A 14,452-nucleotide genomic window follows, 5' to 3' on the forward strand; every position below is an offset into this window, starting at 1 on the left:
ATTAACGGTGAGCACCGGAGTGCTCACCGACATTAAGCCGCCGGGTTAACCCAGTACCGCCACCGTCAGACGTGCACTACAGCACAGCTGATCGCGTCCATTGCGAATCTCAATCTGCCAGCTCTGATTACGTTTGCCGAGATGCAGCGGGCGGCAAATACCGCGCACCTCACCGCTGCTGACCGCGCGATGGTGACTGGCGCTCACCTCAATCCCCACCACGCTTTTTCCCTCTTCGATGCTGAGGTAGCCAGCAATCGATCCCATCGATTCCGCCAGCACCACCGAGGCGCCGCCGTGCAGCAGGCCAAACGGTTGATGGGTGCGGGCATCGACCGGCATGGTGGCTTCGAGGTAATCCTCGCCAATCACGGTAAACACAATCCCGAGATGCGCCACCAGCGAGTTTTCACCCAGCTTATTCAGCGCATCCAGGTCAATTGAACGTTTCCAGATTGCCATGCATCAGGCTCCCAACGTTGCGCCGCCGTCCACCACGATGTCCTGCAACACCACATGGCTGGCAAGATCGGAGGCCAGGAACAGAATATTGGCGGCGATCTCCTGCGGTTTGGCGATCTTACGCAGCGGGATCCCCAGTTTATATTGATCCTGGAAGCCGTTGATCATCTCCTGCTCCGCTTCCGGCGTATGCCACAGGCTGCGCTGCATATCGGTATCGGTCGATCCCGGCGAGACGATATTACAACGTACGCCGAGCGGGGCCATTTCCAGACCAACGGTCAGACACAGGCTGCGCAGCGCGGCTTTCGACGCACCGTAAGCAGACATCCCCACGCGCGGAGCATGGGCCGCGTTGGAGGCGATGGTGACGATGGCGCCCGCACGCTGCTGACGGAACACCGGCAGCGTCTGCTGGAACATATTGAAGGCGCCGCCGGCATTAACCGCCAGGCACGCCTGCCAGTCTTCAAACGCCAGTTCTTCGGTGCTGCCGATACGCAGGATCCCGGCGCCATTCACCAGCACATCGAGGCGCGGCTGATCCGCCAGCAGACGCTGGCAGACCGCTTTCACCTCGGCTGCATCCGCCACGTTCATCACCTGGCAGGCAAACGGATAATCCGGCTGATCAAAACGCAAATCGAAGCCGATCACCTGCGCGCCCGCCTGATGGAAGGCCAGCGCCGTATGGTAGCCAATACCTTTACCGGCACCGGTTACCCAGACAATTTTCCCACTGAAATCAAACGGCAAACTCATTTGGCCTGCTCCCGTGACAGCAGCGACCACCAGCCATCAATGCTGGGATTCTTCGCCAGGCTGACGAAATCGATATCGCTGTGCACCTGACGCCAGCGTGCCGCCAGCGCCATCACGCGCACCGAATCGAGGCCGTAATCAATCAGGTTCTCATCATCCTCCGGCACATCGTCATCTTCCAGCAGCGGCAGGATCAGCGCGCGCAGATCGTCTTTGCTCAGCGGCAGCGGCATCAAATCGGCGGTCATCACCACTTTACCGCTACGACCGGCGGTATAAGTCAGCGCCATCAGATGTTCTTCGCGCGTGAAGTCAGCCAGCGCATCGGCCACCATAAACGGCTGGATGTTGCGCATAAAGGCGTCGGTGGCGGTGGTCAGGCAGCCGATGTGGGCATACACGCCGGTGATGATCAGCTGATCGCGCCCCATCTCCTGTAGGATCGACTCCAGCGGCGAACGATGGAAAGCGCTGTAACGCCATTTGGTCAGAACCTGGTCATTCTGATCCGGTGCCAGGGCAGCCACGATCTTCTGCTGCTCGGGATGTTTATTCAGACCCGGTCCCCACATGTCATTCAGCAGCGCGCGATCGGCATCGCTCTGTTCATTGGGTTGCGCGGTATAGAACACCGGAATGCCCTGCGCTTTGCAGTAAGCACGCAGACGCGCGATGTTCTCGACAACCTGATTCACCAGCGGGCTGTTTTCACCCCAAAAGTTGAGGAAATAGGCCTGCATATCGTGGATCAGCAATGCTGCGCGCTGTGGCTCCAGCGTCCATTTCACTTTGTTGGCAGGCAACTCAGCGGTGGTCGGCAGCGAATAAGAGGTCAGTTTTGGAATAGCCATAAAATCTCCGGAACAGGTCAGGCTTGTGCTTGTTGGTCGGCAAGCTGTTGGCGTAAACGTTTTTTATCCACCTTGCCAACTGGCGTCAGCGGCAGGGCGTCTACGCAGGTAATACGATCGGGTAATTTGAACTCGGCCACGCCCAGTTCGCGCAGATGACGACGCAGCGCCACCGGCTTAATCGGCTGACTGGCGACAATAAAGGCACAGCTTTTTTCGCCCATCAGTTCATCATCCATCGACACCAGCGCGGCGTGGATCACATCCGGGTGGCGCTGCAACAGGTTCTCGATCTCCTCCGCCGCGATCTTTTCGCCGCCACGGTTGATCTGATCTTTCTCGCGTCCCTGGACGGTGATATAGCCCTGCGAGTCGATCGCAATCAGATCGCCGGAGCTGTAGAAACCGTTCGCATCGAAGCTGGCGGCGTTATGCTCCGGGCTGCGGAAGTAGCCACGGAAGGTATAAGGCCCGCGCGTCATCAGACGGCCAACTTCACCGCTCGGCAGCGGGTTACCGGCTTCATCGGCGACCCACACTTCGTCGTCCTCAGAAATCGGGCATCCCTGCGTGGTGAGAATGGTTTTCTCGTCGTCATCGAAACGCGTGTAATTCACCAGGCCTTCAGCCATGCCAAACACCTGCTGCAACTGGCAGCCAATTTCCTGCTGGATACGGGCGGCGAGGGTTTCGCCCAGTTTGGCGCCGCCAACCTGCATACGCTCCAGCGAGGCCAGCTGCTTATTGCTGCCCCATTCCTGAATCGCCTGCAACCACAGGCTTACCGCCGGTGGCACCAGGCCGGTATCGGTGATCTGATGTTTTTCGATCAGCGGAAAACAGAGCGTGGCGCTGGGATCGGCTGCCAATACCACCTTGCCGCCGGTGTAAAACACGCCAAGCGCACCCGGTGAGCTCATCGGGAAGTTGTGCGCCGCGGGCAGCGCCACCAGATAACAGGTGCGCTCGGTCACGGCGCAAATCTCCACGCTGCCACGAATACTGTAATAGTAATCATTGTGGGTGCGGGGGATCAGTTTGGGCGTGCCGGTGCTGCCGCCAGACAGCTGGAAGAATGCCACCTCATCACTGGCGCTCGGCGTTGGCGTAAAGTCGCCAGCCGCTTCGGCCAGCAGGGCTTCGAGGGTGTTTTCTGGCTGGCTGTCATTGCGCAGCACCACCTGATGCAGCGCGGGATGGGCGCGGCACAGCGTATCGATAAAGCTGTCATCGGCAAACAGCGGATGGCTGCGGTCGGCGATCAGCAGCGCCGGTTCGATCTGGCTGGCATAGGCCGTCAGCTCAGTACGCTGATGGCTGAATAATGCGTTGACCGGGGCGACGCCGATTTTGAACAGGGCAAACAGCGTCAGGTAGAAATCGGCTACGTTGCCGAGCTGAACCAGCGCGGTGTCGCCGCTTTTCAGGCCGCGACGTTGCAGCGCTGCTGCGAGGTTGTCGGTCAGCACAGCCATTTCGCGGTAGCTGATCTGACGGTCGCCGTCGATCACGGCGATGGCATCATTGTGCTGCTGACGCGCCAGGATGTCGGTCATCGGCACATCCAGCCAGTAGCCTTTTTCGCGATAACGTGCGGCCAGATCGTCCGGCCAGCGATTATAGGGAATACTCATGGTCTTTCCTTTATTGCAGTCCAAAGGCGCGCAACATGGTATCCAGCTTCACGCCAGTTTCGCGCCATTCCGATTCGGGTTGGGAGTCGGCAACGATGCCCGCGCCAGCGAACAGACGCACGCGCGTGTCGTGCACCGTTCCGCAGCGGATGGTGACGACCCATTCGCCGTTCCCCTGCTCATCGCACCAGCCGACAATGCCGCCAAACAGCTGGCGATCAAAAGGTTCCAGCGTCTGAATCAACTGCTGCGCATGATGATGCGGGAAGCCGCTCAGCGCCGGGGTGGGATGCAGCAGGCTGGCCAGCGACAGCGCATTTTCGCGTTCGTCCTGTACCTCGCCATCAATCTGGGTAGCGAGATGCCATAGCGTGGAAGTGGTAATCAGCGAAGGCACTGTCGGCACCGACAGCAGGCGGCTGCGTGGTTGCAGCGTATCGCGCATCGCGTCGGTCACCAGCTTATGTTCGTATCGATCTTTGCTGGAGTTCATCAGGGTTTCGCCGGCTGCGCGGTCACGCAGAGCGTCGCTATCGCGACGGGCGGAGCCGGCGAGGGGGCAAGAGCTGAAATCACGCCCCTGCTTACGCAGCATCAGTTCCGGGCTGGCACCCAGCAGCACGCCACCCTGCGGCAACGGCAGATGGAAATGGTAGCTGTTGGGATTGAGCGCCATCACCCGCTGCATCAGCGCAGCGCTGTCCACCGGCTGTTCTGTGACGATATCCATCAGTCGCGACAGCACCACTTTGTCGAGTTCGCCGCGCTGGATGGCCGCCACTGCATCGGCCACCATGCCGGTAAAAATGTCGTGATCCGGCAGCGCCGAACGACGACGCACCTGCGGCAACGCGCTGAGCTCGGCGGGTAAGGTGGCCAGCAGATCGCCACGCGCAAAGGTCTGATATGACTCGGGGATAAACAGGGCAGCAGGCTGGCTGACGTCAAACGGGATCGCGCCAACCAGAACGGGCTTTTCGATACCCTGCTTTTTCGCCGCCGCGAAATGCTGACGCAGCTGTTGCTGAAAATCACCTTGTAAGTTGGCGGCATCCTGAACCGGCTCGGTCAGGGTGGTGTAACACCCTTGTGTCGCCAGGCTGCGCCAGGGGGAGGTAAAGAGGAATCCGCGGCACAGTGCGGAAAAATCCTTCAACCAGGCATTTTCAAACGTGGAAGATTCCACCATAATTTTCACCTTTAAATGATAAGATTATTAAGAATGATTATCATTTTTATTATGGCCCTGTAACCTACGTCTAATGCGCTAAAGAGTCAATCAGAACGCGGGACTTCCTGCGTCAGAATGCGTAATCAGAGTAGTCTGCGGGGGGCGCGCTTAAGCTAAATGGTGGACCAGAACTTATGAATAAATGCGGTTTATGGGGCGTCTGCGCCCTGTTGTTCATTTTCCAGACTTTCAACAGCATCGCGCGGGCCGATCAGGGCTGGCCACGCACCATTCACAGCGAGCAGGGCACCCTAACCCTGGACAAAGCGCCGCAGCGCATTGTCTCCACCAGCGTCACCCTCACCGGGTCCCTGCTGGCGATCGATGCACCGGTGATCGCCTCCGGTGCCACCGCGCCGAATAGCCGCTTCACCGACGATCAGGGCTTCTTCCGCCAGTGGGGCGAGGTGGCGAAACAGCGCGGTGTGAAACGTCTGTATATCGGCGAGCCAAACGCTGAAGCGGTCGCGGCTGAAGCGCCAGACCTGATCATCGTGAGCGCCACCGGTAACGATAAGGCCATCAATCTGGTGAGCCAGCTCTCCGCCATTGCCCCCACGCTGGTGGTCAACTATGACGATAAAAGCTGGCAGGATGTGGTCACGCTGCTGGGTAACGCCACGGGCCATGAGACGCAGGCAGCGCAGCGCGTCAAAGCCTTTGACGATCGCGAAGCGGCGCTGAAAAAAAGTATCACGCTGCCGCCGCAGCCGGTCTCCGCCATGGTGTGGAACGGTGATGGCCGTGCTGTGAACCTGTGGACCGCCGCTTCAGCGCAGGGCAAATTGTTGCAGCAGCTCGGTTTCACCCTGGCGACGCCGCCAGCCAGCGTTCAGCAGAGCCATAGCATGGGCCAGCGCAAAGACATCATTCAGCTGTCGGGTGAAAACGTCGCCAGCGGGCTGACCGGGCACAGCTTCCTGCTGTTCGCTGCCGATGATAAAACCCGCCAGTCGGTGCTGAGCAATCCGTTCCTCGCGCAGAACGCGGCGGTAACGCAGCAGCAGGTGTACGCGCTGGGCGCGGATACCTTCCGTCTCGACTACTACAGCGCCAACAATCTGCTGGCGCGTCTGGAAAAACTGTTTGTGAAGTCATGATGCCTCTTCCGCCAGCGTCGCTGCTGGCGGTTGATAACGGCGTAAACGTCCCATCAGTAACCACATCAGCACGCCCAGCAACGCCGCGCCGCAACCAAACATCGTCGCGGCCTGCTGCGGCAGCAGCCAGGAACCCATCGCCCCAATCATCGCCGCACCCAGCGCATCGCCGGTGACATTCTGCGCCGTCCATAAACTGTTGATACGCCCCAGCAGATGGTCCGGCGTTAATCTCTGAATCATCGCGTATTGCACCAGGCTATTGATCGAACTGAAGTAGCCGAAGGCCACCAGGCAGAGCAGGGCGAGCTGAAAATTCGGCATCAGGCCGAACAGCCCGAGCGCGATAAAAGCGACAATCGCGCTGCTGAGCACCAGCAGACCGGGGCGTGCGGCCTGCGCCAGGCGGCCGCTGGTCAATGCGCCGATGGCTGCGCCGAGCGGCACGGCGGCGAACATCAGGCCCAGCCGGTCGGCACTCACTTCCCAGTGCGGCGCCAACGCCGGATAGAGCACGCGTACCGCGCTGGCCAGCGTCACCAGCGCTCCAATCAGCGCCGCCATCCCGACCTGCGGGCTGGCAAACAAAAATTGCACGCCGGTCGCCAGCGATTTCAGCGGATGTTCACGCGGCTGCGGCGGTGGCGGCAGGATCGGCAGTTGCAGGATGGTCAGCACCGTCAGCAGCGTTCCCGCTGCCGCCAGGCCGTAGTTCCAGACCACGCCGCCGCTGGCAATCACCATGCCGGCAATCGCCGGTGACAGAATCGACCCGAAGCGTACCGTCAGCATGGTGATGGCGCCCGCCTGCATCAGGTTTTCGCGCCCGACCAGCGCCGGTGTTGCTGCCAGCAGCGCGGTAACGCCAATCGCCCCGAAGAAACCATCCCAGAAACCCAGCAGATAAACGGCGACCAGCGAAGGTTCAGGCAGGGCGGCGTTGATCGCCAGCCCGACAAACCCAAGGCCGCAGGTGGAACGTGCGAAGACAATCAGCTTTTTCCGTTCATAGCGATCCGCCAGCACACCGCCGGTGAGCAGGCCGATAAACATCCCGGCCGCCGCCAGAGTGACGGCCAGTCCCACCAGCAGGGAAGAGTGAGTCATGTGCTGAATCTGCACCGGCACCGCCACGGCCAGCATCCCGAGCGCAACAATTGAGATAAAACGCGCAATAAACACCGCGCGAAACGCCGGGTGGGATTTAAGCAGGGAGAGATCGATAAAGTGGGAGGGTTTGTTCATATCTTTGCCTTTTAACAACAATTTTCCGCATCGTCCGCGCGGCGAGTCATGATAACATGGATAAATACGAGTAATAACGATAACAAATATCATTATCACATTTACCCTACGCACGCACGACGTTGAAAAGTAGAAGGTTCAGAACGCTATGCGCCAGATCCGTGCAATGGCAGGCTCAGGGATTCTGCTGTTGTTCCTTATTGCGCTCAGTTTAATGCTGGGGGCGAAATCCATTCCGTTTTCCGATGTTTATCATTCGCTTACCACCTCCTGTAGCAGTGCGGAGTGCGTCATCGTGCGTGATGCGCGCCTGCCGCGCACTCTGGCCGGATTGCTGGCTGGCGTGGGGCTGGGGCTGGCGGGGGCGCTGATGCAAAGCCTGACGCGCAACCCGCTGGCGGATCCTGGTATCCTGGGCGTCAACGCCGCCGCCGGTTTCGCCGTGGTGTTGGGCATTGCGCTGTTTGGCGCTGATTCCCCGCTGGATTGGCTCGGTTTTGCCTTTGGTGGCGCGCTGCTTGGCTCGCTGCTGGTGGCGCTGACCGGCGCGATCGGCGGCGGCCGCGTCAACCCGGTGCGTTTAACCCTCGCGGGAGTGGCGCTGGGCGCGGTACTGGACGGGCTGACCTCCGGCATCTCGCTGCTCAATCCCGACATCTATGACCATCTGCGTTTCTGGCACAGCGGTTCGCTGGATATCCGCAACTTCACTATTCTGCGTACGCTTTTTCCTGCCGTCGTCATTGGCAGCATCGTGGCGTTTTGCCTGTCATCGGCGCTGAACAGCCTGAGTATGGGCGGCGATATGGCCACCGCGCTCGGCACCCGCGTAGCCCGCACGCAACTGCTGGGACTGCTGGCGATTGCGCTGCTCTGCGGCGCGGCCACCGCGGCAGTGGGGCCGATTGCCTTTATCGGCTTGATGACGCCGCATCTGGCGCGCTGGCTGGTGGGCAATGACCATCGCTGGCTGCTACCCGCAACGGCGCTGGTGACACCCATTCTGCTGCTGGCGGCGGATATTCTTGGCCGTCTGCTGGTGCCCGGCGAGCTGCGCGTTTCCATCGTGACCGCCATGCTCGGCGCGCCGATGCTGATTGTGCTGGTGCGCCGTAAATCAGGGCAGGGTGGCTTATGACGCGGCGCGTAATGATGCACGCCCTGTGGCTGCTGCTGAGCTGTGGGTTGATCGCCTTTCTGGCAATCACGCGCGGCGCGTTGCCGATCAGTGGCGAACAGATCTGGCAGATGTTACTGGGCCAGGGTGCCAGCAACGTAAAACTTATCGTACTGGAGTGGCGTCTGCCGCGCGTGCTGATGGCGCTGCTGGTAGGCGCGGCGCTTGGCGTCAGCGGGGCGATTTTCCAGTCGCTGCTGCGTAATCCGCTCGGCAGCCCCGATATTCTCGGCTTTAACACCGGCGCTTACAGCGGCGTGCTGGTGGCGCTGGTGCTGTTCAATCAAAACGCCCCGGCGATGACGGCGGCGGCGCTGGTGGGCGGCATCGCCACCGCCGCGCTGGTTTATCTGTTTGCGTGGCGCAACGGCGTGGCGACCTTCCGTTTGATTATCGTCGGTATCAGCGTGCGGGCGCTGCTGATGGCGCTCAACAGCTGGCTGATTATCAGCGCTTCGCTGGATGCGGCGCTGAGCGCTGGCTTGTGGAGCGCCGGATCGCTTAACGGCATCACCTGGACGAAAACGCCGCCGGTGATTGCGGCGCTGCTGCTGGCGTTGCTGCTGGTGGCGCTGCTGGCGCGGCGTATGCGTTTGCTGGAAATGGGCGATGACACCGCCTGCGCCCTTGGCGTGCCGGTGGAGCGCAGCCGCCTGTGGCTGATGCTGCTGGGCGTGGTGCTGACGGCGGCTTCGACCGCGCTGGTCGGGCCGATTTCGTTTGTGGCGCTGCTGGCGCCGCAGATTGCCCGCCGTCTCGGCGGCGGCGTGAAAGGCGCTCTGCCGCTGGCGGCGCTGTGCGGCGCGCTGCTGCTGCTGGCGGCGGATTTCGCCGCTCAGCATCTGTTCCTGCCTTATCAATTGCCGGTTGGCGTGATTACCGTCAGCCTCGGCGGCCTTTATCTGATTGCTTTACTGGTGCGGGAGGCACGACGCCAATGACCGAACACTCTTCACGTCTCTATGGCGAAGGGCTGACGCTGGGTTACGACAAAAAGGTGGTGGCGGAAAATCTGTCTGTGGCGATCCCGGAAGGGGAGCTGACGGTGATTATCGGTCCCAACGCCTGCGGCAAATCAACGCTGCTGCGCACCCTGAGTCGCCTCAATGCGCCGCTGAAAGGCCAGGTATATCTGGATGGCGAGGCGATCGCGCGCTATCCCACCAAAGAGGTGGCGCGTCGTCTGGGCCTGCTGCCACAAAGCTCCAGTGCGCCAGCGGGGATTAACGTCACCGAACTGGTGGCGCGCGGTCGTTATCCGCACCAGTCGCTGTTTGGCCGCTGGCGTGACGAAGATGAAGCGGCGGTGCAGCAGGCGATGCTGGCGACCGGCGTAGCGGATCTCGCGCAGCAGCCGGTGGATACCCTGTCAGGCGGCCAGCGCCAGCGGGTGTGGATCGCCATGGTGCTGGCACAGCAGACGCCGCTGCTGCTGCTGGATGAGCCGACAACCTGGCTGGATATTACCTATCAGATTGAATTGCTTGAACTGATGCAGGATCTCAATCAGCAGCACGGCCGCACGCTGGTGGTGGTGCTGCATGACCTGAACCATGCCTGCCGTTATGCCACGCACCTGATTGCGATGCGTCATGGACGGATTATTGCCGAAGGAAAACCGGCCGAGATTGTCACCCCGGCGCTGATTGAGCAGGTGTATGGGTTGCGTTGCGTGATTGTGGAAGATCCGGTGGCGCATACGCCAATGATTGTGCCGCTGGGGCGTCCAGCGGCGTAATGCCTGTGCGCTGATTGGCCCGGTCGGGATAAATCCCGACCTGTAGGGTGCGCATTGATGCGCACCTGGCGGAAGACCGCACGGAACCTATCTCCCCTGGCTCACATCTCCGCTAACAACCGTTGCAGCAGCGGTCCAATCTGCTCAAACATCCTCGGTGAAATGATATCGACGTGGGCGCAATCCATCGGCCACACGTCCAGCTCGCCGACATATGGCGCCCAGGCACGACGGGCATCCTGGCCTGGCTGCTGCGTCTGTTCGGCCAGGAACAGCGTGGCGCGACCGGCGAATTGCGCGCTGCGTGCCGTCGCCAGCAGGCGTACCGAGCTGGCGTAGTTGGCTTCGATGGTATCGAACATCGCCTGCATCTCTTCACCGGCCTGATGGCGCTGCGCGGCGATAAACTGCTCGCGTTCACGATTCACCTCGTCCAGCACCGCCGGATCCAGCACGTTCTCGCCCCGCTTTTCATCCCAGTTCTGGGTTTCCGGCGGCCAGGTATCCAGCAGGCCAAGGAATGCCACCTGTTCACCGGCCGCCTCCAGGCGTGCCGCGATACCCTGCGCCAGGGTGCCGCCAAGCGAGTAGCCGAGGAAATAGTAAGGGCCGTGCGGCTGTGCTTCGCGCAAAGTACGCAGATGGGCATCGCACACCGCGTCCAGATGCGCGCTCTGGTTCAGCGGGCTGGCGGTGTCCGGCGACTGAATGCCGATCAGCGACCAGCGCGGGTCGAGATAGCGTTGCAGGATGCTGAACTGCCAGGCAAAGCCAGACGCCGGATGGAAGCAGAACAGCGTCGGCCCGTGGCTCTGCCGCAGCGGCAGCACCGCTTCGAAACCAGCCTGCTGATGAGACTGCGCATCGCTGAGCAGCGCCGCCAGTTTTTCGACGCTGGAGGCCACCATAATCTGCCCGACCGATACCGGCTGTTGCAGCTCGCGGCGCAGCTGAGCGGCAAGGCGCATCGCCAGCAGGGAGTGGCCGCCAAGCGCGAAGAAATCATCCTGCGCGCTGATGCTGTCGCGCGCCAGCAACTGACAAAATGCCGCCGCCAGCTGGCTTTCCAGCCCGGCATGGGGTTCACGTCCGGCGCTGGCCGTGGCGGCCTGCGGCAGCGGCAGGGCTTTGCGATCCAGTTTACCGTTGCTGCTGAGCGGGAAAGCCTCCAGCTGGACAATCGCCACCGGCACCATATGGGCGGGCAGCTGTTGCGCCAGCGCGCTGCGCAGCGCTTCGCTATCAATCGCATGGTCGGCAACCACATAACCGACCAGCTGACGGGCATCGCCCTGCGCCGCTGCGCCGCCCAGCACCACCGCGTGCGTTACCGCCTGCTCAATGCCAGGTTGCGCGCTCAACACATGATCGATCTCATTCAGTTCAATGCGCTGGCCGCGAATTTTTAACTGATCGTCGCTGCGGCCGAGGTACTCCACCGCGCCGTTGTCCAGCCAGCGCGCCACATCGCCCGTACGATACATACGCTCGCCGTTTCCGGCCGGGTCAGCAACAAAACGGCTGGCGGTGAGATCGGGGCGGCCCAGATAGCCGTGCGCCAGCTGAATGCCGGTCAGATAGAGATCGCCCGCTACGCCCGGCGGCACCGGTTGCAGACGGGCGTCAAGAATACGCAGCCCGGTGTTCCATACCGGCCAGCCAATCGGTACGCTGGCCCCTTCCACCGCCGCCAGCGCCTCGCCAAAGGCCGGATACCAGCTGACATCCACCGCTGCTTCGGTGGGGCCATACAGATTATGTAACGGCACCTGGGTGAGCTGTTCCCATTCGCGCGACAGATCGGTCGGCAGCGCTTCACCGCTACAGAAGACGCGGCGCAGGCTGGCGCAGCTGTTGATCGCCGCCTCATCCTGCAACGCAGCAACAAACGCCGCCAGCATCGAAGGAACGAAGTGGGTGGTGGTCACCTTGTGTTGCGCGAACAACTGTTGCAGGGCTTCCGGGTCGCGATGCGCCTCCGGCGGCGCCATCACCAGCTGCGCACCGACCAGCAGCGGCCAGAAGAATTCCCATACCGAGACGTCAAAGCTGCTCGGGGTTTTTTGCAATACCACATCGTCGGCTTGCAGCGGATAGTGATCCTGCATCCACAGCAGACGGTTTACGATCGCCTCATGCCCGACCAGCACCCCTTTGGGACGTCCGGTGGAACCCGAGGTATAGATGATGTAAGCGCCATCCTGCGGTTGCGGCGCGCTGGCCGGGGCAGGGGCGTCCAGCGTGGCGGACAGGGCATCGAAATGCAGCTGGTTCACGTCGGCAATGGCGGCGAAACGCGTCGACAGCGAGGCGGAGGTGATCAGCGTTTGTGGCTCGGCATCCTCCAGCATCAGTTGCAGACGTTCGTCGGGATAACCGGTATCGAGCGGCAGATAAGCGGCACCAAGCGAGACAATGGCCTGCAACGCCAGCGACAGCTGGACCGAACGCGGCAACGCCACGGCGACGATAGCGCCGCGCTGCACACCGGCAGCGCTCAGCTGCTGCGCCAGCGCAAACACCTGCTGCTGCATCTGACGGTAGCTCAGCTGATGCTGGGCATCGGTCAGCGCCGGGGCATCCGGCGTCCGAGCCGCCTGCTGCGCCAGCAGCGATGCCAGGGTGGCGGCAGGCAGCGGATGGGCGGTGTGGTTAATGTCTGCCAGCTGGCGATGTTCTTCCGTCGTCAGCAGATCCAGCTCGCCACAGGGGCGCTGCGGCGCAGCCGCCAGCTGGGTCAGCAATAAGGCGAAACGGCTGGCGTGGCGTTGCAGCGTCGCCAGGCTGTAGCGTTCGGCGTTAGCCAGCAGCTCCAGCGTCAGCTCGCCCCGCTCGCTGATATAGATGGCGATTTCCAGATCGCGGACCGGGCCGGAAGCCAGCTGATGGGTAATCCCCTCCACCCCGGCGAAATCCAGCTGATAGTCAAACATCTTCAGGTTGATCACCGGGCCATACAGCGGATCGCCATCGCCGAGACGGCCAAGATCGCGCTGCACCTGTTCGGCGTCGTAACGCTGATGACGGCGCATCTTCTTCACTTCACCTGCCAGCTGGGTCGCCAGCGCGGCCAGCGGTTGGGCCGGATCGTAATGGATCGCCATCGGCAGCACGTTAATCACCGGGCCGGTAGCGCACAGCGCGGCAGAACCGATGCGGCGCATAAAGATGAAGCCGGCGGAGAAGTCGTTTTGTCCGCTCAGGCGCGCCAGCCATAACCCGACCAGCGCGAAAGCAAGATCGGCGGCGCTGTGCTGCGGATGCTGGCTGACCAGCGTCTGGAAAGTGGCGTGATCCAGCGTCAGCGCGTGACGCAGCAGATCGGTGCTGGCGCTCTGACCGGCCAGCGGCTGTGGCGACAGTGAGGCTGGCGCAGGCAGCGTCGCGCCTTTTTCGCGCCAGAACTGGCGGTCGCGCGCGTAGGAGGAGGATTGCTGATAGCGCTGATACTCCTCCACCACTTCGCTAAACGGGATAAATGGCGTCGGTTCCGGCGCCTGCTGGCGCGCCAGGGCGCTGTACAGGTTAGCGATGCGGCGCGTCAGGGCGGTGAAGCTGAAGCCATCCACCACCAGATGATGGTAACGCTGATACCAGAACCAGTGCTGCTCGCCGAGACGGAACAGGCAGTGGTGATACAGCGGCGCGCCGCTCAGCACGCGCAGATCGCCGTTCATATCGGCCCGCATCCGCGCGCGGGTGGTTGCGGCCGGATCGGCTTCCGTGCGCAGATCGATCAGCTGCGGCTGGCTAAAGTTTTGCGCCTGCGGCCATTGCAGCGCTTCACCGTCCACTTCGCCAAACGCCATGTTTAGCGTATCCGCTTCCTGCATCCCGGCGATGATCGCTTTTGTCAGCAGCGCGCTGTCGATGTCGCCATGTAATTCAATAAAGTGAGCCACCGCGTAGGCGTTGTGGTGGCGGGAAAGCTGGTCAGCAATCCAGATGCCGGGCTGCGCGGCCACCAGGGGCAGGGTTTGCTGTTCGGTATGGGGTCGATTCATCAGGGATTCAGACATTGTCGCTCCGGTTTGTGTCCTGCGTAACTGGGCGAATATCGTGCCAGTTCTGTTCCAGCCAGCTCATACAGGCGGGCTGCGGCTGCGGGCCATATACGGGCTGCCAGCCGGCGGGAAGGGCGCTGAACGCGGGCCATAAACTGTATTGTTGCTGCGGGCTGCGCAGCACCAGACAATCCTGCTGCGGATCGTCGAAGGGATTGCGATGTTCCATGTCGGCTCCTGCCCGTTAC

Annotated in this window: 12 protein-coding genes; 4 read left to right on the plus strand and 8 right to left on the minus strand. The window is 61.7% G+C overall.

Annotated elements, in window-relative coordinates; translation table 11 throughout:
- Positions 1 to 45: 45 nt before the first annotated feature.
- The 5 genes from AC6I8V_RS02520 to AC6I8V_RS02540 are packed head-to-tail and all read right to left on the minus strand — an operon-like array spanning position 46 to position 4,898.
- Complete coding sequence (locus tag AC6I8V_RS02520) at positions 46 to 462, minus strand: hotdog fold thioesterase (protein WP_497844369.1); 417 nt, start codon at positions 460 to 462, stop codon at positions 46 to 48.
- Between the two features lie 3 nt (positions 463 to 465).
- Positions 466 to 1,224: a 2,3-dihydro-2,3-dihydroxybenzoate dehydrogenase gene (gene dhbA / locus AC6I8V_RS02525; RefSeq protein ID WP_497844370.1), complete on the minus strand. Its 759-nt coding sequence runs from the start codon at positions 1,222 to 1,224 to the stop codon at positions 466 to 468.
- Positions 1,221 to 2,075, minus strand: coding sequence for an isochorismatase family protein (locus AC6I8V_RS02530; RefSeq protein WP_497844371.1), 855 nt, complete (start codon positions 2,073 to 2,075; stop codon positions 1,221 to 1,223). The genes dhbA and AC6I8V_RS02530 overlap by 4 nt, the downstream gene beginning before the upstream one ends.
- A 17-nt stretch (positions 2,076 to 2,092) precedes the next feature.
- Positions 2,093 to 3,709, minus strand: a complete 1,617-nt coding sequence (locus tag AC6I8V_RS02535) for a (2,3-dihydroxybenzoyl)adenylate synthase (RefSeq protein ID WP_497844372.1) — start codon at positions 3,707 to 3,709, stop codon at positions 2,093 to 2,095.
- A 10-nt stretch (positions 3,710 to 3,719) separates the two neighbouring features.
- Positions 3,720 to 4,898, minus strand: coding sequence for an isochorismate synthase (locus tag AC6I8V_RS02540; protein WP_497844373.1), 1,179 nt, complete (start codon positions 4,896 to 4,898; stop codon positions 3,720 to 3,722).
- Between the two features lie 176 nt (positions 4,899 to 5,074).
- Between AC6I8V_RS02540 and fepB the strand changes: the two genes are divergently transcribed.
- Positions 5,075 to 6,040: a Fe2+-enterobactin ABC transporter substrate-binding protein gene (fepB, locus tag AC6I8V_RS02545; RefSeq protein WP_497844374.1), complete on the plus strand. Its 966-nt coding sequence runs from the start codon at positions 5,075 to 5,077 to the stop codon at positions 6,038 to 6,040.
- Here fepB and entS read toward each other — a convergent pair.
- Complete coding sequence (gene entS / locus AC6I8V_RS02550) at positions 6,035 to 7,285, minus strand: enterobactin transporter EntS (protein ID WP_497844375.1); 1,251 nt, start codon at positions 7,283 to 7,285, stop codon at positions 6,035 to 6,037. The genes fepB and entS overlap by 6 nt on opposite strands.
- A gap of 148 nt (positions 7,286 to 7,433) precedes the next feature.
- Between entS and fepD the strand changes: the two genes are divergently transcribed.
- The 3 genes from fepD to AC6I8V_RS02565 are packed head-to-tail and all read left to right on the plus strand — an operon-like array spanning position 7,434 to position 10,200.
- Positions 7,434 to 8,423: a Fe(3+)-siderophore ABC transporter permease gene (fepD, locus tag AC6I8V_RS02555; RefSeq protein ID WP_497844376.1), complete on the plus strand. Its 990-nt coding sequence runs from the start codon at positions 7,434 to 7,436 to the stop codon at positions 8,421 to 8,423.
- The gene (fepG, locus tag AC6I8V_RS02560) at positions 8,420 to 9,403 is read left to right on the plus strand and encodes an iron-enterobactin ABC transporter permease (RefSeq protein WP_497844377.1); all 984 of its coding nucleotides are present in this window, start codon (positions 8,420 to 8,422) and stop codon (positions 9,401 to 9,403) included. Before fepD ends, fepG begins: the two co-directional genes overlap by 4 nt.
- Positions 9,400 to 10,200, plus strand: coding sequence for an ATP-binding cassette domain-containing protein (locus tag AC6I8V_RS02565; protein WP_497844378.1), 801 nt, complete (start codon positions 9,400 to 9,402; stop codon positions 10,198 to 10,200). The genes fepG and AC6I8V_RS02565 overlap by 4 nt, the downstream gene beginning before the upstream one ends.
- Positions 10,201 to 10,301: 101 nt before the next feature.
- On the opposite strand, the gene AC6I8V_RS02570 is transcribed toward AC6I8V_RS02565, so the two are convergent.
- The gene (locus AC6I8V_RS02570; protein WP_497844379.1) at positions 10,302 to 14,219 is read right to left on the minus strand and encodes an enterobactin synthase subunit F; all 3,918 of its coding nucleotides are present in this window, start codon (positions 14,217 to 14,219) and stop codon (positions 10,302 to 10,304) included.
- A complete protein-coding gene (locus tag AC6I8V_RS02575; RefSeq protein ID WP_497844380.1) occupies positions 14,212 to 14,433 on the minus strand; it encodes an MbtH family protein in 222 nt (73 codons plus the stop codon). Before AC6I8V_RS02575 ends, AC6I8V_RS02570 begins: the two co-directional genes overlap by 8 nt.
- Positions 14,434 to 14,452 lie beyond the last annotated feature (19 nt).

It is taken from the genome of Pantoea sp. X-Soil-TKNS-1207, assembly GCF_059730485.1.